Annotated in this window: 27 protein-coding genes and 1 pseudogene; 17 read left to right on the top strand and 11 right to left on the bottom strand. The window is 64.0% G+C overall.

Annotated features, from left to right (window positions below; genetic code table 11):
- Window positions 1-90: 90 nt before the first annotated feature.
- Both Q9K01_RS02735 and Q9K01_RS02730 read left to right on the top strand, forming a co-directional pair.
- Window positions 91-930 carry a flagellin N-terminal helical domain-containing protein gene (locus Q9K01_RS02735; protein ID WP_305928669.1) on the top strand — a complete coding sequence of 280 codons (840 nt, stop codon included), beginning with the start codon at window positions 91-93 and terminating at the stop codon, window positions 928-930.
- Between the two features lie 253 nt (window positions 931-1,183).
- The gene (locus Q9K01_RS02730) at window positions 1,184-2,458 is read left to right on the top strand and encodes an MFS transporter (protein WP_305928668.1); all 1,275 of its coding nucleotides are present in this window, start codon (window positions 1,184-1,186) and stop codon (window positions 2,456-2,458) included.
- Between the two features lie 28 nt (window positions 2,459-2,486).
- Here the strand turns inward: Q9K01_RS02730 and Q9K01_RS02725 are convergent.
- The 3 genes and pseudogenes from Q9K01_RS02725 to motA all read right to left on the bottom strand — a co-directional run.
- A pseudogene (locus tag Q9K01_RS02725) lies at window positions 2,487-3,386 on the bottom strand (methyl-accepting chemotaxis protein); the annotation flags it as partial.
- Window positions 3,272-3,514 carry a hypothetical protein gene (locus Q9K01_RS02720; protein ID WP_305928667.1) on the bottom strand — a complete coding sequence of 81 codons (243 nt, stop codon included), beginning with the start codon at window positions 3,512-3,514 and terminating at the stop codon, window positions 3,272-3,274. The pseudogene Q9K01_RS02725 and the gene Q9K01_RS02720, both read right to left, overlap by 115 nt.
- Window positions 3,492-4,373 (bottom strand): flagellar motor stator protein MotA, encoded by an 882-nt coding sequence (gene motA, locus Q9K01_RS02715; RefSeq protein WP_305928666.1) that lies wholly within the window; start codon window positions 4,371-4,373, stop codon window positions 3,492-3,494. The genes Q9K01_RS02720 and motA overlap by 23 nt, the downstream gene beginning before the upstream one ends.
- 173 nt (window positions 4,374-4,546) lie before the next feature.
- Between motA and Q9K01_RS02710 the strand changes: the two genes are divergently transcribed.
- A complete protein-coding gene (locus Q9K01_RS02710; protein WP_305928665.1) occupies window positions 4,547-4,909 on the top strand; it encodes a flagellar biosynthesis regulator FlaF in 363 nt (120 codons plus the stop codon).
- A gap of 40 nt (window positions 4,910-4,949) precedes the next feature.
- On the opposite strand, the gene Q9K01_RS02705 is transcribed toward Q9K01_RS02710, so the two are convergent.
- The 6 genes from Q9K01_RS02705 to Q9K01_RS02680 are packed head-to-tail and all read right to left on the bottom strand — an operon-like array spanning window position 4,950 to window position 10,384.
- Window positions 4,950-5,939: a Gfo/Idh/MocA family protein gene (locus Q9K01_RS02705; protein WP_305928664.1), complete on the bottom strand. Its 990-nt coding sequence runs from the start codon at window positions 5,937-5,939 to the stop codon at window positions 4,950-4,952.
- Entirely contained in the window at window positions 5,936-6,901 is a 966-nt protein-coding gene (locus tag Q9K01_RS02700) for an MDR/zinc-dependent alcohol dehydrogenase-like family protein (RefSeq protein ID WP_305928663.1), read from the bottom strand. The genes Q9K01_RS02705 and Q9K01_RS02700 overlap by 4 nt, the downstream gene beginning before the upstream one ends.
- 6 nt (window positions 6,902-6,907) lie before the next feature.
- Complete coding sequence (locus Q9K01_RS02695) at window positions 6,908-8,014, bottom strand: inositol-3-phosphate synthase (RefSeq protein WP_305928662.1); 1,107 nt, start codon at window positions 8,012-8,014, stop codon at window positions 6,908-6,910.
- 23 nt (window positions 8,015-8,037) lie between these two features.
- Window positions 8,038-8,955: a glycoside hydrolase 5 family protein gene (locus Q9K01_RS02690; RefSeq protein ID WP_305928661.1), complete on the bottom strand. Its 918-nt coding sequence runs from the start codon at window positions 8,953-8,955 to the stop codon at window positions 8,038-8,040.
- The gene (locus Q9K01_RS02685; RefSeq protein ID WP_305928660.1) at window positions 8,952-9,791 is read right to left on the bottom strand and encodes a TIGR04290 family methyltransferase; all 840 of its coding nucleotides are present in this window, start codon (window positions 9,789-9,791) and stop codon (window positions 8,952-8,954) included. Before Q9K01_RS02685 ends, Q9K01_RS02690 begins: the two co-directional genes overlap by 4 nt.
- Entirely contained in the window at window positions 9,788-10,384 is a 597-nt protein-coding gene (locus Q9K01_RS02680) for a histidine phosphatase family protein (RefSeq protein WP_305928659.1), read from the bottom strand. The genes Q9K01_RS02685 and Q9K01_RS02680 overlap by 4 nt, the downstream gene beginning before the upstream one ends.
- 284 nt (window positions 10,385-10,668) lie before the next feature.
- Here Q9K01_RS02680 and Q9K01_RS02675 point away from each other — a divergent pair, with 284 nt between their 5' ends.
- From Q9K01_RS02675 to Q9K01_RS02615, 13 genes are all read left to right on the top strand, one after another.
- Entirely contained in the window at window positions 10,669-11,784 is a 1,116-nt protein-coding gene (locus tag Q9K01_RS02675; protein WP_305928658.1) for an SDR family NAD(P)-dependent oxidoreductase, read from the top strand.
- Window positions 11,781-12,863, top strand: a complete 1,083-nt coding sequence (locus Q9K01_RS02670; protein WP_305928657.1) for an SDR family NAD(P)-dependent oxidoreductase — start codon at window positions 11,781-11,783, stop codon at window positions 12,861-12,863. Before Q9K01_RS02675 ends, Q9K01_RS02670 begins: the two co-directional genes overlap by 4 nt.
- Window positions 12,860-13,966 (top strand): glycosyltransferase family 4 protein, encoded by a 1,107-nt coding sequence (locus Q9K01_RS02665; RefSeq protein ID WP_305928656.1) that lies wholly within the window; start codon window positions 12,860-12,862, stop codon window positions 13,964-13,966. Before Q9K01_RS02670 ends, Q9K01_RS02665 begins: the two co-directional genes overlap by 4 nt.
- Window positions 13,963-15,075: a CgeB family protein gene (locus tag Q9K01_RS02660; RefSeq protein WP_305928655.1), complete on the top strand. Its 1,113-nt coding sequence runs from the start codon at window positions 13,963-13,965 to the stop codon at window positions 15,073-15,075. The genes Q9K01_RS02665 and Q9K01_RS02660 overlap by 4 nt, the downstream gene beginning before the upstream one ends.
- Window positions 15,072-16,157, top strand: coding sequence for a CgeB family protein (locus Q9K01_RS02655; protein ID WP_305928654.1), 1,086 nt, complete (start codon window positions 15,072-15,074; stop codon window positions 16,155-16,157). The genes Q9K01_RS02660 and Q9K01_RS02655 overlap by 4 nt, the downstream gene beginning before the upstream one ends.
- Window positions 16,154-17,245: a CgeB family protein gene (locus Q9K01_RS02650; protein ID WP_305928653.1), complete on the top strand. Its 1,092-nt coding sequence runs from the start codon at window positions 16,154-16,156 to the stop codon at window positions 17,243-17,245. Before Q9K01_RS02655 ends, Q9K01_RS02650 begins: the two co-directional genes overlap by 4 nt.
- A complete protein-coding gene (locus Q9K01_RS02645) occupies window positions 17,232-18,305 on the top strand; it encodes a UDP-glucuronic acid decarboxylase family protein (RefSeq protein ID WP_305928652.1) in 1,074 nt (357 codons plus the stop codon). Before Q9K01_RS02650 ends, Q9K01_RS02645 begins: the two co-directional genes overlap by 14 nt.
- Before the next feature lie 652 nt (window positions 18,306-18,957).
- Entirely contained in the window at window positions 18,958-19,968 is a 1,011-nt protein-coding gene (locus Q9K01_RS02640) for a 2-hydroxyacid dehydrogenase (RefSeq protein WP_305928651.1), read from the top strand.
- A gap of 3 nt (window positions 19,969-19,971) precedes the next feature.
- On the top strand, window positions 19,972-20,487 hold the full coding sequence (locus tag Q9K01_RS02635) for an L-lactate permease (RefSeq protein ID WP_305928650.1): 516 nt from the start codon (window positions 19,972-19,974) through the stop codon (window positions 20,485-20,487).
- A complete protein-coding gene (locus Q9K01_RS02630) occupies window positions 20,480-21,706 on the top strand; it encodes an MFS transporter (protein WP_422785276.1) in 1,227 nt (408 codons plus the stop codon). Before Q9K01_RS02635 ends, Q9K01_RS02630 begins: the two co-directional genes overlap by 8 nt.
- A gap of 77 nt (window positions 21,707-21,783) precedes the next feature.
- Complete coding sequence (locus Q9K01_RS02625) at window positions 21,784-23,772, top strand: BCCT family transporter (protein WP_305928648.1); 1,989 nt, start codon at window positions 21,784-21,786, stop codon at window positions 23,770-23,772.
- A gap of 2 nt (window positions 23,773-23,774) precedes the next feature.
- On the top strand, window positions 23,775-24,290 hold the full coding sequence (locus Q9K01_RS02620; protein WP_305928647.1) for a hypothetical protein: 516 nt from the start codon (window positions 23,775-23,777) through the stop codon (window positions 24,288-24,290).
- A 2-nt stretch (window positions 24,291-24,292) separates the two neighbouring features.
- Window positions 24,293-24,520, top strand: coding sequence for a hypothetical protein (locus Q9K01_RS02615; RefSeq protein ID WP_305928646.1), 228 nt, complete (start codon window positions 24,293-24,295; stop codon window positions 24,518-24,520).
- A 318-nt stretch (window positions 24,521-24,838) separates the two neighbouring features.
- Here Q9K01_RS02615 and Q9K01_RS02610 read toward each other — a convergent pair whose 3' ends face one another.
- Window positions 24,839-25,030, bottom strand: a complete 192-nt coding sequence (locus Q9K01_RS02610) for a MerR family transcriptional regulator (RefSeq protein WP_305928645.1) — start codon at window positions 25,028-25,030, stop codon at window positions 24,839-24,841.
- A 583-nt stretch (window positions 25,031-25,613) separates the two neighbouring features.
- Between Q9K01_RS02610 and Q9K01_RS02605 the strand changes: the two genes are divergently transcribed.
- The gene (locus tag Q9K01_RS02605) at window positions 25,614-26,042 is read left to right on the top strand and encodes a nuclear transport factor 2 family protein (RefSeq protein ID WP_305928644.1); all 429 of its coding nucleotides are present in this window, start codon (window positions 25,614-25,616) and stop codon (window positions 26,040-26,042) included.
- Between the two features lie 330 nt (window positions 26,043-26,372).
- On the opposite strand, the gene Q9K01_RS02600 is transcribed toward Q9K01_RS02605, so the two are convergent.
- Entirely contained in the window at window positions 26,373-26,951 is a 579-nt protein-coding gene (locus tag Q9K01_RS02600; RefSeq protein ID WP_305928643.1) for a hypothetical protein, read from the bottom strand.
- Between the last annotated feature and the right edge of the window lie 12 nt (window positions 26,952-26,963).

Here is a 26,963-nt window from a genome sequence, read left to right as displayed (position 1 = left end):
TCTTAATTCCTGCTCGATCCGGTCGGTCTGGGTATCGGCTGCCGCATCCTGACCAGGGGCAGTGATCGTAGACCAAGAGGGATATCTGTCATGAACGTCATCAATACCAACATCGGGGCACTGAAGGCCTCCAACGCTTCGAACGCTGCCGGCAAGTCGCTTGCTACCGCCATGGAACGCCTGTCGACCGGCAAGCGCATCAACTCCGCCAAGGACGACGCGGCCGGCCTCGCCATCGCCACCTCGATGACCTCGCAGGTTCGCGGCATGAATCAGGGCATTCGCAACGCCAACGACGGCATCTCGCTGGCGCAGACCGCCGAAGGCGCGCTCAACGAAGTCACCAACATGCTGCAGCGCGTCCGCGAACTTGCAGTTCAGGGCGCCTCGGGTACCTATGGCACCGAAGACCGTGCAAATATGCAGACCGAGGTCAACGAATTGACGGGCCAGATCAAACAGATCATCGACAATTCCGAGTTTAACGGCGTGAAACTATTTGACAGCTCAGTTGCAGAGGTCTCGATTCAAGCGGGTGCCAACGCAGTAGATACTATTGATCTCGGAATGGCTGACCTAACCACTCTCGCGGCGGATACGTATGACCCAGACAACGCCACTCCGGTTACAGACGTCTATAATATATCTGCGGCTGATGGCGCCACAATCGGTGCCGTCGATCTCGAACTTGAAAGCATTTCGACCGCTCGTGCAACGCTCGGCGCTGGACAAAGCCGTCTGGAATCTGCGGTGAATAACCTCAGCAACAACATCACCAACCTCTCCGACGCGCGTTCGCGGATCGAAGACACCGATTACTCGGCCGAAACGACCGCGCTCGCCAAGTCGCAGATCCTCAGCCAGGCTTCGAGCGCGATGCTCGCACAGGCCAACCAGAGCCAGCAGAACGTTCTTTCGCTGCTTCGCTAATTTCGAGACAACAAGCGAACGCGGCGAGGCCCGTCGTCCCCTGGGACGGCGGGCCTTGTCCGTTCATGCTGCCAAGGGTGATGCTGCCAGTGCCATTGCGACCGGAAATCGGCCTCACGCTTCTGCTTGCTCAACGAGGCCTACCGGTTTAGCTTCCAGACGAGACGCAGCAGTGCGGTCGGGTCCCGGTTCGGCGGTCGACTGGCGGAGCGGGAGCGACAGGCTTGCCTTTGACGATCGAGCCTGCCGGGCCGTGAACCGGCAGCCACTGTACGTCTCCGCTGTCAGACCCACCGCTCTCGAGGAATGGAAGCGCGGCGGCTCGGTGGTGGCGAGCGCGCATGTCGGGATGGCCACCGGGGCCGGGCTCTATTTCTACACCTCCAGCCTCTTCGTCATTCCGCTCTCCGAACAATATGGCTGGAGCCGCGGCGATATCGCCATGGGTGCCGCGCTCGGCCTGCTCGGCTCGCTCACCGCCCCGCTGATCGGCCGGATGACGGACCGCTTCGGCGCCCGGCTGATCGCCGCGACAAGCTTCCTGCTGATGGCTGCGGTGTTCGCGGCAATGTCGCAAATGCCGGGCCCGTATTTCCATTTCGTACTGCTCTCCGCAGTGTTCGGGATTGTCGCCCCCGGCGCCACGGGCATGACTTTTTCGCGCGCGGTGACCGGATGGTTCGAGCGCGCGCGCGGGCAGGCGCTGGGCATCATGGCGGCAGGCGCATCGATCGGTGCGCTCCTGTTCACGCCGCTGATCGCGCACATGATCTGGCAATATGGCCCCGAAGGCGGGCTGCTCACCCTTGCGGCGCTTGCTGCCTTCGTGGGAGCACCCATCGTCCTGCTCGGGCTCAGAGACAGGCCGGCCGCGGTCGAGGGTTGCGAAGACGAACTGTCCCGCGACCGCGACGCGCTCCTGCCGCTCGCCGTCGCCGAACGCCCTGCCCCTGCGAACAGCGCAAAGGTCTGGGCTTCTCTGCGCAGTCGCAGCTTCGTCGCGCTCGCCCTGGCGGTTTTCGCAACCAATATCCCCACCTCGGGAATTCTGACCCAGCTAGAACCGCTCCTCCGTCACAATGGAATAGAACGAACCGCGCCGTTGATCGCGATGTACTCCGCTGTCGTGTTGATCGCGCGCATCGCGATCGGATGGCTGTTCGATCGCACCGACGCCCGCTACGTGGCGGCTCTCGTCACCATGGCAGCGGCGGGGGGCTGCTTGATGTTCCACTCCGGCGCGCCAGCGTGGATGGTGATACTTGCGATCGTCTGCGTCGGCCTCATGCAGGGACTGGAACTCGATGCGATCGCCTATTTCGTCGGTCGCCATTTCGACCGCGAGGAATTCGGACTGATGTTCGGGATGCTGCTCACGATTTCGCTCCTCGGCACCGCACTGGGCGTGGTCGGCTTTGGAATGGTCTACGATGCGACGCTGTCCTACGATCTGGCCTTGGGTCTCGCTGCGGGGGGACTCGCCTTCGCCCTGATCGCCTATCTCGCGATCCCGCGCGACGCGCGCTAGCGGGACGCGCAACTAGCCCCGGCAGCGGCTAGAAGTCCTTCCAGTCCGACGCGTCCAGTTTCAGCGCGGCATTGCCATTCGCCTTCGCCATCGCGGCAACCGGCAGCGCCTTTACGGGCGAGACATAGTCATCCGATCGCTTAGCGGGCTGCTCGACGATTCTTGCGGGACGCTTCGCCGCTCTGTTTTCCAGATGGAAGTGCCCGGCTTTGTCGGCCAGAGACTCGACCTCGGTGTTGAGATTGCGCGCGGCGGCGGAAGTCTCCTCCACCATCGCCGCGTTCTGCTGGGTCGACTGGTCCATCTGGCCGATCGCCGCGCTGATCTGGGTGATCGCCGAGGCCTGCGCCTGATTGTCGGAAGCCATCGTGCCGAGCAATTCGTGCACCTCGCCCACGCCTTCCGAAATATCGACAAGCGCCCCATCGACCTTCTGCACAGCTTCGACGGCGGTAACGATATCGTCCTGGGTGACGGTGAGCTGGTCGCGCGCCTTCTGCGCTTCTTCTTCGGCACGCATCGCAAGTGCCGAAACGAGATCGGCAACCACCGCAAATCCGCGCCCGGCATCGCCCGCACGTCCGGCCTCGACGGCGGCATTCATGGCCAGCACGCGGGTCTGGAACGCAATCTTGTCGACGCCTTCGATCACCTCGTCGATGCCCTTGGCGCTTTCGCGGACCCGGCTCATGGCCGCGACTGCACCATCGGCGGTGCTCCGACCGCTGCTGACCGTCGAGATCGCCTGATCGGCGCGCGTCACGGTGCGTTTGGCCGCTTCGGCGGTCGCCTTGATCCGACCGTCGATCTGCGTCAGGGCGGCGGATGTTTCTTCCAGGCTGGCCGCATTGCTCTCGGTACGGCGCGCCAGATCTTCGGACGCCTGAGCGATCTCGCCCGATCCGGCACGAAGCGAGTCCGCGCTTTCATCTGCTCGTCGAGGTCGGCGGCGAGTACCAGCCGCACCTTCAGATCTTCCGCGGCGATGGTGTTGCCGTGGACGGGAAGGCGCAGCGAGCGGTCTTCGGTGGGTTCAGATGCGGACGGTGAGATCATCTTTGGCCTCGTCGAGAGCAGCTTCGAGCTGTTGGAAGGAAGGGGCGTGGACCGTGGGAGTCATCCGGCGCGCGATCTCGATCGCCACCTGCACGGGCATGTTCTGGGCGTAGGCGACGATCGCGGTCTTCGCGATGTCGAACGGCTTGCTGTCGTCCTCGATGATGGCGAGCAGCTTGGTCGCCAGCGGTCCGACGACGCAGTAGGACAGCAGCACGCCCAGGAACGTACCGACGAGCGCACCCCCGATCATCGCACCGAGGATTTCGGTGGGCTGGTCGATCGATGCCATGGTCTTGATCACGCCCAGAACGGCCGCCACAATGCCGAGCGCCGGCAGACCGTCGGCCATGATCTGGAGAGCGTGCTGGGCAGCCAACTCCTCGTGATGGTGCTTCTCGATATCCGCCTCCATGGCCGCTTCGAGCTGGTGCGGGTCCTCGAAATTGACGGTCATCATCCGCAGGTAGTCGGAGATGAACTCGACCAGGTGGTGATCGGCGAGCAGGCGGGGATAGCGCGAGAAGATGGTGCTTTCTTCCGGCTGGTCGAGATGAGGTTCGATGGCGGTGGCACCGCCGTTCCTGAAGGTCGTGAGGAGACCGAACAGCAGGGTCAGCAGATCGCGATAGTCGCCATCGCTCCAGCGCGAGCCCTTGAAGGCGCGCTTGATACCCCTGCCGGCGTTCTTCACCGTGGCCATCGAATTGCCGACGATGAAGGCACCGGCGGCGGCCCCGCCGATCGCCATGAACTCGTGGGGCAGCGCATGGAGCACGATCTCCATCTTGCCGCCGGCGAGCATGAAGCTGCCGAACACGCAGACCACGATAATGAGGAAGCCGATGCCGTTGATCATAATCTTTCCAGCCCTTGATCGGGACATGAAGATTATAGGATGGAATGCGGGCATCCGGAGCGGGCCTCGCTCTTTTACCGCATCACTTCGTGCCTATGGCTCGGGTGCAAAGACCACATGCGCCGCAGCGCCTCTTTATTGTCTAGAATAGGGGAAACGACAGGAGCCATTGCATGTCACTTGCCAATTATCAGCGCGTGCAAACGATCGCCGAATCCCCTCGCAACACCGAGTTCCGGCTGGTGAGCCAGATCACCGGCGACATGATCGCGGCGCGCGACGCGGGCCTCAAGGGGAGCGAACTCGTATCCGCGCTTCACCGCAATCGCGAGATGTGGGGTGCCTTCAGCACCGCTTGCGGAACCGCGGGCAACGCGCTGCCGGACGAACTGCGCGCCGGCATCATTTCGCTCGCACTGTGGGTGGACCGCTTCACCAGCGAAGTGATCACCGGCCGCGAGCCGATCGACGAGCTGATCGCCGTAAACCGGCTGATCCTCGAAGGTCTCGCGCCCGAACAGGCCGCCGCCGCCTGAACCGGCCGCACAGCAATCAACGCTGGCTCAGGCGCTCGGATCAGGCGCAGCTGTAGATTTTGTCGAGCACGGCAGAAACCTCCGCCAGCCGGTGGGCCTCTGGATCGAAACCACGATCCTTCGCCAGCCGGCGAGCCCAACCGCAGGCGGCCCGTCCCCCCCATTCGTCGGGGGGCGCGGACAGAGGTTCTTGCTCGGTGCCGCGGTTCACGAAGGCCTCGAAGTCGTAGAAGCTGCCGCCCACATTTCGAAAACCCGCGGCGGCTTGCGAGCCGTAGAAGCTCGCCTCGATTGCCGCTTCCCTGCCGGCATTCAGGTTCCATGAGCAGGCGAGGCGCACGATCGCGCCGCCTGCGAGGTCGAGCTGCGCGATGGCATAGTCCTCCACCTTCGTCGTCCCGGCGTCGAGCCGATCGCCCTGCGAATAGAGCCGCGAAGAAACTCCTTCGACCGCGGGGAAATCGAGCAACCAGAGCGCCAGGTCGACCAGATGGACCCCGAGATCCATCACGCAGCCGCCACCCGCCTCCTCGCGCCGGTAGAACCACGGTTTGTCGGGGCCGTAGGCATTGTGGAAGGTAAGGTCCGCCGCGAACACTTCGCCGAGCCCGCCCTTGCCTATCAGTTCGGCGATCGCCCGGGTTGCTGCCGTATGGCGATAGGAGAGGTCCACTCCGAGCAGGCGGTCCGCCTTCTGCGCCGCCTCGATCACCGCGCGCGCTTCGGCCTCGTTGCGCCCCAGCGGCTTCTGGCAGAACACTGCGATCCCCCGCTCGAGAGCCGCGATCGCCTGCGACGCGTGCAACGCGCTCGGCGTGGCGATGACGAGGCCATCGAGCTCGCAATCGAGCATCTCGTCGAGCGAACCCGTGACCTGCGCCGAAGGGGCGACTTCCAGGGCGGTTTCGACACAGTCGGGCGACGGATCGCACAGCGCCGCCGCAGACACCACTCCTTCGGCGACGATCGCCTCCATCCGGTGGCGGCCGATCCAGCCGGTGCCGAGAAACCCTACACGCGGAAGGCTCATTCGAAGAGCACCAGCGCCTTGACGAAACCCTCGGGCTTGTCGCGGGTCGCATCGAGCGCTTCGGCCAGCCGGTCGAGCGGGTAGGCATGGGTGTAGAGCGGCGCGGGATCGAGCCGCCCGCTGGCGACCGCCTCGGCCGCCTCGCGCATGCCCTGCATCTGCACGGCGAGATCGCGCTCGTGAGCATTCACGACGTCGATGCCCTTCCAGTTCCAGCTCTGCATGCTGACCTGGCGGGGCCCGTCCTGATGATAGCCGGCGACGACGAGCTTTCCCCCGAAGCCGATAAGCTCGCCCGCCAGATCGAGCGGCCATTGCTTGCCGACGCATTCGATCACTCGCTCGCACAGCGCGCCGCCGGTAAGCTGCCCGACCCTGTCGACGATCGCCTGGTGATCGTCCATCGGGATGGTTTCGGCGGCACCGTACGAGCGGGCGAGCTCGAGCGATTCCGATCGCCGCGAGATGGCGATCACCCGCGCTCCGGCATCGCTGGCGAGCTTGGTCAACACCGCGCCCAGAAAACCTATCCCGATGATCGCGACGGTCTGCCCCGGCCGGATGTCGCTGCGACGGAAGATGTTGAATGCGCAGCCGAGCGGTTCGCCGGGAAACGGCTTGCCGTCCAGTTCCGGGGGCAGCCGGAGCACCGCATCGGCCTGGGCGATATCGGCTTCGGCATAGGCGCGATAAGTCAAGGCCGCGACCCGGTCGCCCATCCCCACATTGGCCACTCCAGGACCGATCGCATCGACCACACCCCAGCCTTCATGGCCCAGATCGCCGGGGGGCAGCGGAAACTCCATCCATTCTGGGCCGGCCCACGGCCCCAGATTGGAAGCGCACACCCCGCAGCCCTCGAGCCGGATACGGACCTCTCCTTCGCCGGGACGCGGCCTTTCCACTTCCTTCAGGGCGACGCTGCCCGGGCCGGTCACCGCGGCCGCTTTGATTCCAACCATGGTTCTTCAATCCTGCGCGATGAAGGTTTCGAGCGCGGACCAGGCTTCATCGTCGGTCATCTGGTGCGGCGGATGCTTACAGAAATAGGAGGCCGCAGGATCGACCGGCCCGGCCAGCCCCCGGTCGCTCGCAAGCTTGGCGCAGCGGATCATATCGATCGCCACGCCCGCGGAATTGGGGCTGTCCTCGACCGACAGTCGCATCTCGAGGTTCATCGGCACGCCGCCGAACAGCTGGCCTTCCATGCGGATGAAGGCGACCTTGTTGTCGTTCTGCCAAGGGACATAATCTGACGGGCCGACGTGGATGTTCTCGTCGCCCAGCCTCGCGGCCGCGACCGATTGCACCGCCTCGGTCTTCGAAAGCTTCTTGGAAGCCAGGCGATTGCGCTCGAGCATGTTGAGGAAGTCGGTGTTGCCGCCGGTGTTGAGCTGGTAGGTTCGCTCCAGCTTGACCCCACGTTTCTTGAACAGATCGGTCAACACCCGGTGGACGATGGTGGCGCCCAGTTGCGACTTGATATCGTCGCCGATGATCGGGACCCCCGCCTCGCGGAACCGACTGGCCCAGGTTTCGTCGCTGGCGATGAACACCGGGATGTTGTTGACGAAGGACACGCCGGCCTCGAGTGCGCATTCTGCGTAGAATTCGGTGGCCTGCTGCGATCCCACGGGAAGATAGTTCACCAGCACGTCGGCTCGGGTCGCGCGCAGCACCTCGATCACCGCGTCCTTGTCGGGCTCGGCTTCGTCGGCGGTCTGGAAGGTGCGCGCATCGGGATAGGCAGCCATATGCTCGGCCACTCCGTCGAGGACGCGGCCCATGCGGACTCTCGTCCCGGTCGGCTCGACCTTGTCGCAGAACGTCTGCGTGCAATTGGGCGGGGCGAAGATGGCTTCAGCGACATCGTGCCCGACCTTGCGGCGATCCACGTCCCATGCAGCCACGACGCGGATGTCCTCGGGACGATACCCGCCCACTTCGGCGTGCATCAGGCCGGTCAGGTCATTGGCGCCGGTGCGATAATGCGCGATGCCCTGGACGAGCGAACTGGCGCAATTGCCGACGCCGACAAGCGCCAGATTGATGCCGGAGGGGGTAGGGGAAAGCATGTTCGAAACTCCTCGCGCGGGGGTCAAAGGCGGGCCTGGTTCTTGTTCTGCGCCGGCGCGTACCGCTCGGTCATCCAGGCGCAGAAATCGGCGAAGGCCTGCGGGTCCTTGGCGCAGGAGGTGTGGTGCGCCTCGACCCCCAGGTGCTCGGGGGTGAAGCAGAAGGTCACCAGCACCTCGAAATCGGCGAGCGCCTCCATCTGCCGGTCGAACCAGTCGAGCGCACCGGGGCGAAAGCTGTCGGCCCACGACAGGCCGGTACGCAGCTTCTTGACGCCTAGGTCCTTCATCCAGCGCACCGCATCGTCGAGCCGCGGATCCTCGAAATGGAACCACTGCATCAGTCCCATCCGGTCGGCATATCTGCGATAGTGGTCCAGCGCCGGCTTGGGAGAGCCGTCCTCGCGGATCAGCCCCATGTAGAAATGGCGGTAATAGCTCGATCCCTCGGCCTCGCGATGGCGGGTTTCCGCGCCCCAGCTGTGCGGCAGGTCGAACAGCGAGTACCAGTAGACGTTAGGCACACGGTCGAGCAGCAGCTCGGCGGTCTTGTCGATGCCGAAGACCTGCACTTCTTCCGCGCCGAAACTGCCCACGCCCACTTCGGTCGCCCAGATCGGCTTGTCGGGGACGACCGCCTCGATCTCGGCGATCCTGTCGGGCCAGGAATGGATCGGCCACAGGTTCCAGTCGAGCGGAAAGCCGTGCACCGCAACGACATCGACCTCTTCGAGAGCCCCGTGTCCGCGCATGCGCTCGATCCAGTGCGGATCGATCGGCGACATGCCGCCGAGCACCCGGGTGAGACCGGGGTTGATATCCGCGATGGCGCCGCCGGTACGGATCACCGTATCGGCATAGATCGACCAGTCGGGATCGAGCTCGGGGTTCCAGTGACTCTTGTTGTTCGGCTCGTTCCAGATCATCGCCGCTTCGATCATGGCGTGCCTCCTTTTTCCTGGTTTCCGCCCGCCGGATAGACCGCGGCCGGCCCATGCTGCGCATAGGGAACCTCGCTCACGCGGCAGAGGTAGACCTCCGGTTCGGGCTGCTCTTCGATGGTGAAACCCGCGGCGCGCAGCATCGCTTGGCTGCAGGCGGCATTGGGCGCCCACCAATTGGTCCAGTCATGCGCGAACTCGCGCTCGATGAAATGCATCCTGGGATAGGCCGGATTGTCGAAATAGTCGGGTGGCTGGGTCGTCCCCGGCTTGTGAAAGGGATGATCCTCGGGAACCTGGAGCACGGCCTCGGTGCCCTGCTGCATCGTCTGGAACAGCATCATGTCGCCGGCGACATGTTCGCGAACGAGGTCGAGCGCGAGCAGCGGATGCCGCAGATGGTAGAGCACGCCCATGAAGATCACGAGATCGAATTTCTCGCCCAACGCACCGACGTCGTAGACCGACAAATTGCGATATTCGATATCGGGAAAGCCGAGCGTCTGGGAGGCGAGCCGCGCCTGTTCGAGATAGCGCTCGTCGCTGTCGATGCCGAGCACCCGCCCCGCCCCGCGCTTCTTCATCTCGATCGAGTAAAAGCCGGCGTTGCAGCCGATGTCGAGCACCGATCGGCCTTCCAGATCGGCGGGGATGGCATCGGCGAAGCGCCGGAACTTGAACGCGGGGTAATCGCCGAGGAAATGATCGGGGGCGGTGCGCACGCCGCGACCCAGATCGATGTTCTGAAACCATGGCCCCAGCGCATCCACGCGCTCGCGCAAGCTATCGGTCGGGTCGCCGGCGACGAGGCGGGCCCGGGCACCGGAGCGGCTCATGCCGCACGCTCGTTCAGCGACAGGACCCGCGCGCCCCAATCACCAACCTCGATCCGGCTGACGGAAGCCGGGGCGATATCGAAGCGCAGCAGGTGATCGAGCGATAGACCCAAAATTCCGGCGATGGCGGCACGAATTGTGTCGCAATGGCTCACCATGGCGACGATCCCGCCCGCCAGGCGCTCCGCCGTCTCCTTGAAATGGCGTTCGATCCGCTGCTGCACTTCCAACATTGTTTCTCCTTCCGGTGCGCGCGCCTGCGCGCGGTTGTCATTCCAGCTTTGCCACGCCGGATCGCGGGCCAGTTCGTCGAAACGCTTGCCGGTCCACTCGCCGAAATCCACTTCGTCGAGCGCGGGCTCGGACGAGAGATCCAGCCCCTGCGCGGCGGCGATCTCTCCGGCGGTTTCCTGCGCCCGCAGCACCGGGCTCGAATGCACCTCGGCGATGGGTTGATCCGCCAGGTGCCGTGCGATGTGCCGAGCCTGCAGCACCCCGTCGGCTGTCAGAGAGCCGCCTGCGGTCCGGCCGGATAGAATATGCCCGAGGTGTGCATGCGCCGCATGCCTGATCAGTAGGATGGTGACTGTCATTGGCGCTCGATGGTTCCCCTTGGCTAAGTAGAAGCTTCCTTCCGAATGCTTCGCCGCCAGTCAAGGTTCCCTTCCGAAACGAAAATTTCAAGCATCAGCGGGAACAAACAAGAAGAAGGGTCATTCGAGCGTCATGATAACGCCACCTGAAGGCGAAGGCAAAAATAGCCAATGTTAATTAACATTTGTTATTTTGTTATCCCGGCAGGTAGTAGGCCCAATAGCGGCCCGTAACAGGGTAGCTATTGGCAAGACGCGAACTACGAATTCTGTGGGAGAGAGGATTGACTGAGCGTATTCTGGTCACCGGCGGTGCCGGATTCATCGGCAGGGCAGTCTGCCGCGAACTTCTCGAGCGGGGCCATCGGGTCCGGGTGCTCGACAGCCTGATCGAGCAGGTGCACGGCAAGGACGCCCGAACCGCTCCGCTTCCAGACGAGGTCGAATTCGTCCACGCCGACGTGCGCGACGGCGACGCGGTCGCCAGCGCGCTCGAGGGCAGCGACAGTGTGATCCATCTCGCCGCCGAAGTCGGCGTCGGCCAGTCGATGTACGAGGTGGAGCGCTATACTTCCACCAACGACGTCGGCACCGCCGTGCTGTTCGAAAGGCTGATCGATCATCCGGTCCGCAGGGTGGTCACCGCCTCTTCGATGAGCATCTACGGCGAAGGCCTCTATCGCAACGCCGACGGAGCGATGGTCGAAGACGCCGCGCGCAGCACGCTACGCGACGGGCAGGCCAATTGGGAACCGCTGGACGCGCAGGGGCGATCGCTCTCGCCGATGGCCACGCCCGAATGGAAGCGGCCGAACCTCTCGTCGATCTACGCGCTCAACAAATACGTGCAGGAGCAGATCACCCATATCATGGGTGCGCCTTACGGCATCGAAAGCGTCTGCCTGCGATTGTTCAACGTCTATGGCCCGGGCCAGGCGCTCTCCAACCCCTATACCGGCGTACTCGCGATCTTCGCCTCGCGGCTGCTCAACGGGCAGCCGCCGATGATCTTCGAGGACGGCGAGCAACGCCGCGACTTCGTGCATGTGCGCGATGTGGCGCGGGGTTTCGCCGATGCGCTGTTCCATCCCGATGCTGCGGGCGGCACCTTCAACATCGGATCGGGCCACGACCGTTCGATCGCCAGCGTCGCGCGCGACCTTGCGCAGGCCATGGGTCGCGAGGGGCTGGAGGCGGAGATCGTCGGCAAGGCCCGCACGGGCGATATCCGGCACTGCTTCTGCGACACGACGCTGGCGCGCGAAACGCTTGGCTTCGAGGCGCGCGAAGGCTTCACCGAGCGCCTGACCGAACTGGCGCAATGGGTCGCCGAGCAAAGTGCCGAGGACCGGGTCGGCGAAGCGCGCAGCGAACTCGAACGGCGCGGGCTGGTGGCATGAGCGGCGGAGGGAACGACACCGTTCTGGTCACCGGGGGCGCGGGCTTCGTCGGTTCGAACCTTGCTCATCGCCTTGCGCAGCGCGGCCACCGCGTCCGCGTGCTGGACACGCTGGGCCGAGCGGGGGTCGAGCAGAACCTCGACTGGCTCTGCGCCGCACATGGCGACCGGATCGAGCCGGTGATCGGCGATGTCCGCGACCGGACGGCGGTCGCCAAGGCTGTTCGCGGCGCAAATGCGGTCTACCATCTTGCCGCGCAGGTCGCGGTGACCACCAGCATGGTCGATCCGCGCGACGATCTCGAGGTCAACGTGGCCGGCACTTTCAATCTGCTCGAGGCTATCCGCGCCGCGAACCCCTCCGTGCCGGTCATCTATGCGTCGACCAACAAGGTCTATGGCGATCTCGGCTCGCTCGCGGTCTGCGCCGGCGAGCATGGCTATGCTCCCGTCGATGCCGCCATCCGCCGGCACGGCGTGTCGGAAGATCAGCCGCTCGCCTTCCACACGCCCTACGGCTGCTCGAAGGGTGCCGCGGACCAGTACGTCCTCGACTATGGTCGGAGCTTCGCGATGCGCACGGCAGTGCTGCGGATGAGTTGCATCTATGGCGAGCGGCAGATGGGCACCGAGGACCAGGGATGGGTCGCGCATTTCCTGATCCGCGCGCTTGCCGGCGAGACCATCACCCTGTTCGGCGATGGCGAGCAGGTGCGCGACGTCTGCGACATCCGCGATACCTGCGACGCCTACTTCGCCATGCTGGATCGCATCGATGCGGTCGCGGGCCGCGCCTTCAACTGGGGCGGCGGGCCCGACAATGCGATCAGCCTGCTTACTCTCATCGAGGAGATCGGCCGGATCACCGGGCGACGCCCACCGGTGGACTTCGCACCGACCCGCCCGGGCGATCAGCTGTGGTTCGTCGCCGACACGCGCCGCGCCGAGCGCGCTCTCGGCCTCGGGCCGCGAATTGGCTGGCGCGACGGGGTGCGCGATCTCGCGGACTGGCTGCAGCGGTCCCGCGCTGCGGCGAATGCCCAGATCGCCTCCTCCGCAGCGGCGCGAGCGACCGCATGAAAGCGGCCTATCCCCTCCATATCCTCATGACCGCCGATGCCGTTGGCGGCGTATGGCAGTATGCGCTTACGCTGGCTTCCGAACTGGCGGACTGCGGCCACCGCATCACGCTCGCGGTGCTCGGCCCGGCTGTCAGCGTCGAGCAGCGTGAGCAGGCGGCTGTAATCTCCGGCCTGTCCCTGCTGGAAACGGGCCTCGCGCTGGACTGGCTGGCCGATGGACCCGAGCCGGTCGAGCAAGCGGCCTGCGAGCTCGCCGATCTGGCGAGGCGGCGCGGTGTCGATCTCGTTCATTGCAACAGTCCCGCGGTGATGGCGGCCGCCCCCTTCCCGGTTCCAATTGTGGCGGTGGCGCATGGCTGCGTCGCCACCTGGTGGCGCGCCGCCCGTGACGAGCCCCTAGACCCGCAATTCGACTGGCACGCGCGGATGATGCGCGCGGGACTTCGCGCGGCGGATGCCGTGGTGGCCCCGAGCGACAGCTTCGGGCAGACCCTTCGCGAGACCTACGGCCTCTCGCAGGTGCCGATCGTCGTCCACAACGGGCGCGCGCCGCTCGGCACCGGCGACCGCATGCACCAGCTCGATGCAGCGCTGACCGTCGGTCGGCTGTGGGACCCGGTGAAGAACGCCCGCGTTCTCGATCGCGCCGCCGCACAGATCGAGGGCGCGTTTCTGGCTGCGGGTACCCTGCGCGGTCCGCATGGCGAGGAATACGCGCCGCAGAACCTCCAGTGCCTGGGTTACCAGAGCGAAGCGGCCCTCGCGCGATTGCTGGATTTGAAGCCCGTCTTCGTCTCGGCGGCGAGCTTCGAGCCGTTCGGGCTGGCGGTGCTGGAGGCGGCCTCGGCGGGTTGCGCATTGGTGCTGTCCGACATCCCGACGTTCCGCGAATTGTGGGAGGGAGCGGCGCTGTTCGTCGACAGCGAGGATTCGGCGGGCTTCGCCGCCGCGATCGCCTCGCTGATGAATGATCGCGAACGGCGCAATGCGGTGGGCGCGGCGGCGCGCGAGCGGAGCGCCCACTACACCCCTGCCGCCAGTGCCGAGCGGATGATCGCGATCTACCAGGCGGCGCTGGCTGCCCAAGAGGTGGCGGCATGAAGATCGCCTATTTCACCCATTCGCTGCAATCGTGCTGGAATCACGGCAATGCGCATTTCCTGCGTGGACTGCTCGACGAGCTGACGATGCGCGGGCACGCGGTGGAAGCCTTTGAACCGCAAGGCGCGTGGAGCCTGGAGAATCTGCTTCGCGATCACGGCGACGAAGGTCTCGCTGCGTGGCGCAAAAGCTATCCTCGTCTCTCGTCCTCGGTCTATTGCGAGGATGCCGATCCCGCCGAACTGGCTGCCGATGCCGATCTGGTGATCGTTCACGAGTGGAACGATCCGGCTTTGATCGCGCGGCTGGGATCGGCGCGCAAGCGCGGTGCCGGCTTCCGCCTGCTGTTCCACGACACGCATCACCGCGCAGTAAGCGCGCCCGAGGAGATGCGCGCCTTCGATCTTTCGGGTTTCGACGGCGTGCTCGCCTTCGGGGAAGCGCTGTCCGAGGTTTATCGCGGCTGGGGCTGGGGCGACCGGGTGTGGACCTGGCACGAAGCCGCCGACACCCGCCGGTTTCATCCCCCAGCGCAGGAAGTGGAGCGCGAAGGGCTCGTCTGGATCGGCAATTGGGGCGACGACGAACGCAGCGAAGAGCTCGCCCGTTTCCTGCTGGAGCCGGCACAGTCAGTCGGGCTCGGGCTGGACATCTACGGAGTGCGCTATCCGCGGGAAGCGCTGGAGATGCTGGAGCGCTACGGCGCCCGCTATCGCGGCTGGGCGCCCAACGCGCAGGCGCCGACGATCTTCGCGCGCCATCTGGCGACCGTCCACGTCCCCCGGCGGTACTACGCCCAAACTCTCCCCGGCATCCCGACCATCCGCGTCTTCGAGGCGCTGGCCTGCGGCATCCCGCTGGTCTCCGCCCCGTGGGACGATGCCGAGCATCTGTTCCGCCCCGGCGAGGACTATCTGGTCGCGCGCGACGGTGCCGAAATGGCCCGGCACCTGCGCGCGCTGCAGGAAGATCCCGATCTGCGCCGCACCCTTCTCGCGAGCGGCCTGGAAACCATCCGCCGCCATCACACCTGCGCCCATCGCGCAGACGGATTGTTGAACATCGCCGACGAGCTGGGCTCGCACGGCGATGCGAGGATGATTGCATGAAGATAGCATTCTACGGATCCAGCATCCTGTCCGCCTACTGGAACGGCGCGGCCACCTACTACCGCGGAATCCTGCGGGCTCTGGCCGATCGCGGCCATACGATTACCTTCTACGAGCCCGATGCCTTCGACCGCCAGCAGCATCGCGACATCGAGCCGCCCGAATGGCTTCGCTCGGTGGTCTATCCCGCGACCCAAGCGGGTCTCGACAGCGTTCTCGCCGAAGCCGGCGGGGCCGATATCGTGGTCAAGGCGAACGGCGTCGGGGTGTTCGACCGTGAACTGCTCGAAGGGGTGTTGCGGCATGCCAATCGCCGCGCGCTGACGATCTATTGGGACGTCGATGCCGCGGCGACGCTCGACGAGATGCGACGCGATCCCTCGCACCCGGTCCGCGAGGCGCTGCCGCGGCTCGACGCCGTCTTCACCTATGGCGGGGGGCCGCCGGTGGTCGAGGCCTATCGCGGGTTCGGCGCGAAGCGCTGCGTGCCGATCTACAACGCGCTCGACCCGGTGACCCACCACCCCGTCCCCGCCAAGCCGCAGTTCGCCTGCGACCTGGGATTTCTCGCCAACCGGCTGCCCGACCGCGAGGCGCGGGTCGAGGAGTTCTTCCTGCGGCCCGCCCAGCTACTGCCGCAAAGCCGCTTCCTGCTCGGCGGCAATGGCTGGAGCGACAAGGCGCTGCCCGCCAATGTGCAGGCGATCGGCCATGTCGGAACCGGCGATCACAACGCCTTCAACTGCACGCCGCGCGCGGTGCTCAACGTGGCACGCGATTCCATGGCCGACGTCGGCTTTTCGCCCGCAACACGCGTGTTCGAGGCGGCGGGTGCGGGAGCATGCCTCATCACCGACGCATGGGAGGGGATCGAAATGTTCCTCCAACCCGGAGAAGAAGTCTTGGTTGCCCGCGACGGCAAGGATGTCGCCGAAATCCTCGCCAGCCTGGAGCGAGAGCGCGCCGAAAGCATAGGGGCGGCCGCCCTGGATCGGGTTCTGGCCGAACACACCTATGAACTGCGCGCTGTCGAGGTCGATGCCGCCTTCGACGAATTGCACGCCCGGGAGACGGTGGCATGAAGCTCGTCGTGCTCGGCCTCAGCCTGTCCTCTTCATGGGGAAACGGCCACGCAACCACATTCCGCGCCCTGCTCGGCGCATTCGCGGCGCTGGGGCATGAGGTTCTGTTCCTCGAACGCACCCAGCCCTGGTACGCCGAGAACCGCGATCTGAGCGACCCGGATTTTTGCCGGCTGGCCTATTACGACGACCTCGCCGCACTCGCTCGTTGGCGCGAACAGGTGAGCGCGGCCGACGCCGTGATGGTCGGCTCCTATGTTCCGGACGGCGTGGAGGTCGGCCGCTGGGTCCAGAATACCGCTCGCGGGACGACCTGTTTTTACGATATCGACACGCCGGTAACCCTCGCCAAGCTAGCACGCGGCGATTACGAATATCTGTCGCCCGAGATCATCCCAGGCTACGACATCTACTTCTCCTTCACCGGCGGACCGACACTGGCCCGGCTGGAGGAAGAATTCGGCTCGCCATGCGCTCGGCCGCTCTACTGCTCGGTCGACACGCGGCGGTACCGTCCGCTCGACGTACCGACGCGCTGGGATCTGTCCTATCTCGGCACCTACAGCCCCGACCGGCAACCCACGCTCGATCGCCTGCTGCTCGAACCGGCCCGCCGGCGCCCCGACTTGCGCTTTGTGATCGCCGGTCCGCAATATCCCGACAGCCTCGAATGGCCCGCCAATGTCGAGCGGATCGCGCATCTTCCGCCCTCGGAACATCCGGAGTTCTACGCCGCTTCGCGCTTCACGCTGAACGTCACCCGCGCGGACATGATCGCAGCCGGATGGTCGCCCTCCGTGCGATTGTTCGAGGCGGGCGCCTGCGCCACGCCGATCATCTCGGACCGCTGGCAAGGTATCGACAGCATCTTCGAGCCGGGCGAGCAGATCGTCCTCGCCGATGGCGCCGAAGACGTCCTCGCGGCGCTCGACGCATCGGCCCGCGGGATCGGCATGGCCGCGCGCGAGGCGGTGCTGGCGCACCACAGCGCCGAGCGCCGCGCCGAACAACTCGAACAGGATCTCGAACGGATCGGTACGGCCCGTTCGCCAACCACAGGAAAGGTGTCGCAGTATGAATGGTCGTAGAGGTTTGACGCTGGTCGCTGGCGGTGCCGGCTTCGTCGGTTCGCATCTTGGCCGGGCGCTGCTCGACGCGGGGGAGCGGGTGATGTGCGTCGACAATCTCCAGACGTCGCGCGAGACCAATCTGCTCGGGCTGCAGAACCATGCGAACTTCCGTTTCGTCCGCGCAGATATCACCGAGCCGCTCCCCGCCGAGGTGATGGAGCGCGCGGGCGAGTTCACCCGGATCTACAATCTCGCCTGCGCCGCCTCGCCGCCGCTCTACCAGGAGAATCCGGAGCATACGATGCTCACCAGCGTGCTCGGCACCAACCGGCTGCTGCGGCTGGCGGAGCAGTCGGGAGCCCGGCTCCTGCTGGCCTCCACCAGCGAGGTCTATGGCGATCCGGAGGTCCACCCGCAGCCGGAGGACTACCGCGGCCACGTCAACTGCACCGGTCCGCGCGCCTGCTACGACGAAGGCAAGCGTGCCGCCGAATCGCTGGCCTTCGATTTCGCGCGGGCGGGACGTGCCGAAGTCCGCGTGGCCCGCATTTTCAATACCTACGGACCGAACATGCGGATGGACGATGGCAGGGTCATTTCCAACCTGGTCTGTCAGGCGCTTTCGGGTGAACCGCTCACGGTCTATGGGGACGGCAGTCAGACCCGCAGCTTCTGCTATGTTGCCGATACGGTGGACGGGCTTCGCAGATTGATGGAATCGCCGCTTGCCGAGCTGCAGCCGGTCAATATCGGCAATCCGGAGGAGATCACCATCAAGCAATTGGTCAATGCGCTGGCGGCGATCATCGGCCACCCGCTCGAGCTGGAATATCGCGAACTGCCCACCGACGACCCCAAGCGGCGGCGGCCGGTCATCGCACGGGCCAAGGAATTGCTCGGCTGGCAACCGACCACTGCGCTCGATCAGGGACTTGAAAAGACGCTCGCCTGGTTCGCGCACGAACTCAAGACCAACCACGCGCGGCGGCTGGTCGAGCGTCACGGCTACGAACGGGTTCTGCGCTCCGCGATGGGCGAGGATCGTGTCGAACGGGTGCCCTTGCAAGTCCCGTCCTAACTTGGCTTCGTAGCAATCATTCGGGCGGCCTCATCGCGGCTCGCGCCCGCACATCGCAAGGGAGAAGCATCCCCGAACAGTCGCGCACAGCGGTCGCGCCACGCTGCGAGGCAGGCGCCGCTCAGAGCTTCGTCCCGGACCAGCGCATGCAGCACCAGCTACATGCCTGCGGCAACCGAAGGAGGTCATGATTTCTATTCGACATCCTCGTCGTGGTCGCGCCCCTCTCGCGGACTGCGCCTGTTCCTCTCCTTGGCTGCAATGGGACGGAAGGCCTTCGAAAGACAAATCGAAAGGGACGTCGAACCGGGCCGGTCCCTTCGCAAGAAGCTCGTGGGCGACGGCTGGAGCCTGGTGAATTCTACTCCCTTTCCGGTGGATCATCTTCTCGGGCAAACGGCCGGTTAGCTTTATCGCAGTCGTTGCGGGAGTGCGACTCGGCTGCTGTAGAACGCGCACAAGCGCCTATCGGGCGGCACACCGTTCTGGTAAGCACGGCCGCGACCCGCCGCGGGTATTGGGAAATACAGCGTGCTGTCGCAGTCGAAGAGAGTTGTGAACAGGCGATCGATAGCGAAGCAGGGGCGAAGCGAGCCCCGACTACGCGTGGCACTGACGTCAACCGGACGCGATTTGCTGAGCGAGGGAAGATTTGAAGACGGCGGTATTCAGTTCCCGAGAATATGATCGCCACTTCTTGAGAGGCGCGAACGAGGCTGCAGGTGCCGGGCACGACCTCACCTTCTTCGAAATCCGACTGGACTCCGATACCGCGCAGCTCGCCAAGGGTCAGGAGGCGGTCTGCGCCTTCGTCAACGACCAGCTCGACCGGACTGTGTTGGAGAAGCTTGCGGCAGACGGGATCAAGCTGGTGGCTCTTCGCAGCGCCGGTTTCAATCATGTCGATCTCGAGGCCGCATGCAGGCTGGGGATTACCATCGCCCGGGTGCCCGCCTATTCGCCGGCTTCCGTCGCGGAGCACACGGTCGCGCTGACCCTTTCGCTCAACCGCAAGATCCACAAGGCGTATTCGCGGGTACGCGACGGCAATTTCGCGCTCGATGGGCTGTTGGGCTTCGACCTCGAAGGCAAGACGGTGGGGATCGTCGGAACCGGGACGATCGGTCTCGTCGTGGCGCGCATCCTGCGCGGTTTCGGTTGCCGCGTGGAAGCCTTCGACCCCCGCCCCTCACCCGAGTTGGAGCAGATCGGCGGCGTCATGGTCGACTTGCCCGATCTTCTCGCAGGCGCGGACATCCTGACGCTTCACTGCCCGCTCACCCCGAAGACGTTTCATCTGATCGATAGCGCGGCGATCAAGCAGATGAAGCCAGGCGTGATGTTGATCAACACCAGCCGCGGCGCAGTGGTCGATGCACGGGCTCTCATATCCGGGCTCAAGAGCGGCAAGATCGGCTCGGTCGGGCTGGACGTCTACGAAGAGGAGGGCGATCTGTTCTTCGAGAATTTGTCCGACAAGATGATCCAGGACGACGTGTTCGCGCGGCTGCTCACCTTTCCCAACGTGCTGATCACCGGGCACCAGGCGTTCTTCACCCGCGAGGCGATGACGGCGATTGCGCAAACGACGATCGGCAACATCACGAGCTTCGAGATGACCGGCAGGGCGGATCATGAGGTTTCGGTCGAGAAACTGGCCTGAGCGGTGCAGTATCTGCTCGCGCTCCTGCCGCCCCTCCTGTTCGTCCTGCTGCTCGCAGGCCTGCACCGGACAGCAACAACGCCCGGGTTGATCGCCGCCGCTCTTGCAGCCACGCTGGCGGTTGCATGCTTCGATTACCCGGTAACTCCCGTCACTTTGCTTGTTCCCCTCTTCGAAGCGGCTTTCACTTCGGCGGCGATCCTCTGGATCATCTTTCCCGCCCCCGGCATCTACGAATTCCAGACTGGCACCGGCGCGACCGAGGCGATCGGCACCTGGCGTCGAACCCTCTCTCCCAAGCAGCCTTCATTCGTAAGGGCGATTTTAGCCGCTCGAGCGATGGAGCTACGCCGAAACGATGAGTCCGCCTTGGTGCCGAGCTGGTGTTGCCTGTCAGCAAACTCGCTCGTCGCCAGTCCTAAACGAATGGATCGGCCCGGCCGATTTTCATTCCGACTACCCGAATGCCACAGCTCAAGGAACCGAGCGTCCGAGGAGAAATTCGTTGTTCGTGCTTAGCTCATTCATCTCCACTCGTAGCATGCTGCTCGCCATCTTCATCCTCATGGCGGGCAATGGCGTCATGTCGACCTTGGTCAGCTTTCGGCTGGAAAGCGCGGGAACGCGCGCAGGCTTGATCGGGCTGGTGGCGACCGCCTATTTCGTCGGCTTGACCATCGGAGCTCTGCGCGCCTCGCCCATCATCCGCCGGGTTGGCCATATCCGCACCTTCGCCGCCGCGGTTTCCCTGCTTTCCGCCACCACGCTTGCCTATACGCTGTTTCAGGGCACCGCCTTTTGGGCTCTGCTGCGCTTCGTGGACGGATTATGCGTCGCAGCAGTCTTCGTCTGTCTCGAGAGCTGGTTGAACGAGAGGGCGGAGCCCAGCACCCGCGGCTCCGTATTGGCTGCCTACATGATCTCGCTCTATGCCGGACAGGCGCTGGCGCAGTTCCTGCTGAACCTCGATGGAGCGCCCGCCGCGCCATTCATCGCATCCTCTTTGCTGGTTTCGCTCTCCGTTCTGCCAATCGCGCTCACGCGCCTGAAGGAACCGGCAGTGACGCAACAGGCACCGCTGTCGGTCCGCGGCCTCTACGCAGCATCGCCGCTGGGAGTTGTGGGATGCGGCATGATCGGTCTGATGCTCGGCGCCTTTTATGGCCTGGGTGCCGTCTATGCTCGTCGGATCGGGTTGGAAATGTCGCAAATAGCTCTTTTCATGAGCGTGGTGATCGCCGGCGGGGTTGCGTTGCAATGGCCGGTCGGTTGGCTGTCCGACCGTTTCGACCGGCGAACCGTGATCGTCGCAACGCTGCTGGGAGCGACAGGCGTTTGCGCCGGCCTGGCCTGGATCGCAGGGCCCGGTCCCCTGCTTCTGGTGCTCGGCGCGGTATTCGGCGGGTTGAGCTTCGCCCTCTATCCCCTCTGCGTCGCGCATACGAACGATCATCTGAGTGCCGAGCAACGGGTGAGCGCAAGCGGCGGTCTGGTGCTCACCTATTCGATCGGCGCTGCGGTCGGCCCGACCGCAGGCTCAGGGGTAATGATGGCCGCAGGCGTAGGGGGGCTGTTCCTGTTTATCGGCGCCTGCGCCCTGCTGACCCTGGTCTTCGCGATCTGGCGGCAGCTTCGCCGCGAGCCTGTGCCGAGCGAACTGCAGCAACCCTATCAGATACTGCCGCGTACCACCCCTGCGGCTGCCGAGCTCGACCGGCTCCCCCGGACCGCCGACTAGCCTCTGCGCTGGCACATGCAACCGACCGCCGTCCGCCGCGTTCGAGAGAGTGTACCAAGCGCCAGCAGGAAGATGTCTTGTCCGATCCCGTTCTGAAGGAAGCCGCCCCATTGCAGAAAAGCGCGCGAATTCAGGTCAACCCACCCGTCTTCTACATCTCGGCCGGACTGATCCTGCTCTTCGCCGTGTTCGGCGCCGTGTTTGCGGAGCCGGCTGCGGTGCTGTTCACCCGCCTGCAGGCGACTATCGTCTCGGACTTCGGCTGGTTCTACGTCGCCGCCGTCGCCGGGTTTCTGGTCTTCGTCATCTATCTGATGTTCAGCCGCCATGGCGATGTGAAGCTCGGCCCGGACGAGAGCGAACCCGACTACAGCTATCTTTCATGGTTCGCGATGCTGTTCAGCGCCGGAATGGGCATCGGCTTGGTCTTCTTCGGCGTTGCGGAACCCATCCAGCATTATGCCGCCCCGCCGAGCGGCGAAGGCGGCACGGTCGAGGCCGCGCGGCAGGCGATGGTTCTGACCTTCCTGCACTGGGGCCTTCATGCGTGGGCGATCTACATCGTGGTGGGTCTTGCGCTGGCGTATTTCTCGTTCCGTCGGGGCCTGCCACTCGCCCTGCGCTCGCCGCTCTATCCGCTGATCGGGCGCCGAATCTATGGGCCGATCGGCCATTCGGTCGATATCTTTGCAGTCATCGGAACGATGTTCGGGGTGGCGACCTCGCTCGGCCTGGGCGTTCTCCAGGTGAACGCAGGTCTCGATTACCTGTTCGGCGTTTCCGTTTCGGTGACCACCCAATTGCTGCTGATCGCAGTGATAACGACCATAGCGACCCTGTCGGTCTTTCTCGGTCTCGACAAGGGGGTGAAGCGCCTTTCGGAACTCAACATCATCCTCGCCGTGGTGCTGCTCGGCTTCGTCATGTTCGCCGGGCCGACGATATTCCTGCTCGATGCCTATCTTCAGAACATCGGAGCCTACCTCGATTCGCTCGTCCAGCGCACCTTCCGCCTCTACGCCTACGAGCCGAACCCCTGGCTCGGCGACTGGACCCTGTTCTACTGGGGCTGGTGGATCGCCTGGTCGCCCTTCGTAGGCATGTTCATCGCCCGGATATCCCGGGGGCGGACGATCCGCGAATTCATCGGCGGGGTGCTGCTGGTGCCGGTGTTGTTCAGCTTCCTGTGGATGACCGTGTTCGGCAACACGGCCATCGCTCTCGACATGGGCGGGATTGCGCCCATCGCCGAGACCGCTCTCACCAATCTCCCTGTGGCGCTGTTCGAGACGCTGGCGGCGCTGCCGTTCGGTGCCGTCACTTCCTTTGTCGCGACACTTCTGGTGATCACCTTCTTCGTGACTTCCGCGGATTCGGGCGCTTTGGTCATGGACACGATCACATCGGGTGCCGCCGAAAACCCGCCGGTGTGGCAGCGCATCTTCTGGGCCGTTTGCGCGGGTACGATCGCCGGAGTGCTGCTTCTTGCGGGCGGTCTCCAGGCGCTGCAGACTGCAGCGATCGCCAGCGCCCTGCCGTTCGCGGTCATCATGATCTTCATCTGCGTCGGCCTGCTGCGAGCGCTGCAGATGGAGAAGGACGGCTCGACGATCGATCTTTCCGCGGCCGAAACTGCCGCCGCCGATCCCGAACTCAACTGGCAGCAACGCCTGACCTCGCTGATGCAGCACTTCAGCGCCGACCAGATCGCCGGCTTCATCGGTGCGACCGCCAGACCTGCGCTGGAAGCGGTAGCCGCGCAGATGCGCGAGAGCGGCTTCTCGCCCGAAATCTCGGAGGAAGCAGGCCGGCTCGACCTGAAGATTCCTCACGGCGAGAGAGGCGTGTTCCAGTACACGGTGCGGTCCCGCAGTTTTCTGTCGCCAAGCTTCATCTGGGTGGAGAGACGCAAGTCTGCCGACGGAGAGCAGCGCCACTTCCGCGCGATGGCGCACAGTTCCGAAGGCGACCAGCCGCACGATGTCACCGGGTTCAACCAAGACCAGCTGATCAACGATCTGCTCAATCGCTATGCGCGCTTTCGCCATACGCGCCGGATCACCTGACGATGGCCAAAGTTACCGACCTCCATCTGGAGCACGCCCGGCAGATGTTTCTGGCCGAGCGCGCGCGGCGTGAGGCAATTCGAGGCAGCCTCAGCACACCGGTGGCCGCAATCTCCTTCGCGGTGTTCGCTCTGGGTACGCTCAGCGTGGAGATCGATGTCGGAGGGTTGGAGCATGGCACGACCGTGGCCATCCTGCTCCTCGCGCTGTGTTCGGTGGCCGCGCTGTTCGCTTCGGCCTATCAGGTGCTGCTGTCGGAGTGGTTGTTCGTCTATCACGAGCCTCCGCGGCTTGCGGATTTCGTCGCCGGAGAAGAGACGCACGACCAGGACCACGACCGCGACGCGCAAGCGAGGAGCGTTCTCGCCGCCAGCTATGCCATCGCCTATGAAGAGCAACTCAAAGGCAATGCAATCAGCGCAATGCGCCGAACATGGGCGCTGCGTTTGATCCTGTTGGCTCTTCTGCTCCAGGCAGTGGCTTTCGCAATCCTTCCGTTTCATCGCGGCGGCTTTTAGCGATGGCAATTCTTGGAACGCTCTTCACTCGCCGCCGGACCGTACCGCGCTTCTCTGCGCTTCCTCGACGGACGCGGCAGCGGCTTGGACTGGTCTGCGACGATCTTACCCGCGCCGAGAACGAGATGGCATGCAAACTCGGCATCAGAACGCCGCCGCGTCTGATGCTGATGGATGAGGAAGAGGCTGTTCTCGTCCTGGCGAACGACAGGAAGCAAACGGCGGATTGAAGAGGTCATGACCGATGACCGGGCAGTCGAAGGCCCGAGTTCGGGCGCAAACCAGCTGCTCGGACCGATAGTACCCTCTATGCAGAGCATTTGCGCCGGGTAGGTCTGAAGCGGCCAGAGGAAAAAGGCCCGCCCGCACCCAGTGGGCAGTCCTTCAGCGCCCGAGCCGGCAAGCGGCGGCTGGATGTCGGGATCTACGGTCGAAGTGCGACGGTGTCTCTCACCGTATGGCCCACTCCCGGGCATTGCGATCGCGCTTCGAGCCCGCGACGATCGTCTTAGATGCAGTCGCACAAGTTAGCGGAACAAAGCTGGGGGTCACGACAGCTCTCCCTTCGATCGCCAGCGGCGCTCGCAATCCTCGATGTCGTCGACGTGATAACGAACACGACTGCCGATTTTCGTCCAAGCAATTCCGATGCCCTTGTCACGCCAACCTTCCAGAGTGCGCGGGCTCACACTCCAGCGGTCGGACAATTCTCTCTGGGTCAGAAAAACTTTAGTTCTCAAGAGTGCCTCCTACGATAAGGAGGTAATTAGAGGTAAGTTAAAAACGACGTAAATGCAGTCATTAGAGTATAAATAGCCCAACGGTCACATTTAATCGACGAACTCGATACTAATGGGACCGCTGGGTATAAATTGAGGACGCTGGAAGCCTTTAGCTGATCGAAAATGCCCCTACTTATCGGAAAATATTGTCACTCGCGATCAGCGCCGTGACGGGATAACGGCGATTATGCGAAATCGACTGCCCAGCGGTCACACGGGAAATTTCGGACCGGTGGGTCTGGCGCCAGCCGTCGGTCTTAGCGGCAGCTCTTGGGCCGGTTGCTGAAAGGCAAGTCTTGGCGGGGGACGGGGCAAAGCCGCAGGTCGGCTTTCAGTTCACCGCCCCGAGGCATTCCATGGCTGCAACTGGGTGGAAAGCAGCCATCCGCCCAGCATCATCCTAGTGGCGGCCCCTTGGGCCGTTAGCTGACTGGCAGCTTTGGCCCACAGAGAAATGAAAAGCTGGTTCTCGCGCAACGACTAAGAACTGATATAATTGATGTCACTTGCGCCGTAACTGGACCGGTGTAAGGCCTTCAGAATGAACAACTTCGCGTCAAAGATCGAAGCGCTGGAGCACCGCTGGATGCGGGCATGGATTGCCAGCAACCGAACGGACATGAAGATTCTCTCATCTCGCGATCTCATCATTTTGTTCGGTGCCGATACGCCGGCGCTACTGGATCGCCCGAGTTGGCTCGACGCCGCCGAAACCCGCTTGCGCTGCAAGAGCTACCACTTCGGCAACGTTTATGTGCGGAAGCAGGGTAAAATCGCAATCTTCGCTGCTCCCGTCGATCTCGAAGCCACCATCGATGGCAATGCTGTCCTATCGAAATCTTTCCTCTCCTCAATGTGGATGCGTTCTCCACTGAGGCGGAAGTGGCAGCTGACCGAGCGCATAGTAACGAGCCGGAATGACGATGCTCACCTGCCAAAAGCGGTTCGTTCCATGCAGCACTGGCGATAAGCCTTCGGTATTATGGTCTTACTATCGGCAAAGCCGGCGTGATCGAGGTGGAAACTTTCAGACCGGGAACTTCAAGTCGCTCGACAGGCACAGCTATCGCTTCTCCCCACCAAGCTTTGGTGGGCTTACCCGCTAGAGAAAGACGTGAAGCCGAAGTGTGACTGAGCCATGCGAATGGCCTGTTAGGCCGACAAGAGAATCTCGGCGTTCGGCGGCGAAGCCGCTACAGCTGCTAAGCAGTTTTCGACGCCGCGTAGGGTAGCTGGGGATGGCTTGAATTGCGTGGGAAGCGGACATTTCTCTCCGTTCTGCTCGTCGGATCGAGGCTCGCTAAGGCAGGCCAGACTTGCGATCCGATGCACTCCGAAAGAGCCATGCCGAGGCCAGCCACAGGATGGTGAAGAGACCCAGTCCGACCAACTCCATCTCCGGGTCTCCATCTGACACACCGTTGGCATCGATCAGCAGGACTGTGCTGACAGCTATGTGGGTGCCTGCCGCTGCGAGCATCACCTTCGCCATTGGCTCGGGCCGGCCGCCCGCAAGAATGCTACCAAAGAATGCAACTACCAGGACGGTGAAGAAGAAAAGGTTGTGTGCTTCGTCCTCGGACCCGACGAGCCCAACCGCACCATTCACGACAAACAATCCGAAGGTCGCCGCAAGAGCCGCTGCCGCCCCTGCAATGTAGGAAAAATTTTGAGCTCTGCGAGCAGCGAGATCGAAAATGGCGCTGCCGAAAAGAAGGATCATCGCGACACCGACGAAATCGCCGATACTCCATCCGAAGTGACCGCGTGTAAGCTGCACTGCTATCGGCACCAGCATGAGTGCCGCCGCCGTTGACCAAGCCGCGACCCGCCATGGCTTGCTGTTCCAATGGGCTCTATGTTCCGCAGCTTCCTTCATAGCTCGTCTCCT

It is taken from the genome of Qipengyuania benthica, from assembly GCF_030717865.1.
GTDB classification, from domain to species: domain Bacteria; phylum Pseudomonadota; class Alphaproteobacteria; order Sphingomonadales; family Sphingomonadaceae; genus Qipengyuania; species Qipengyuania benthica.
The sequence above is the reverse complement of the archived record's forward strand: the minus strand, read 5'-3'. Positions and strand labels throughout refer to the sequence as shown.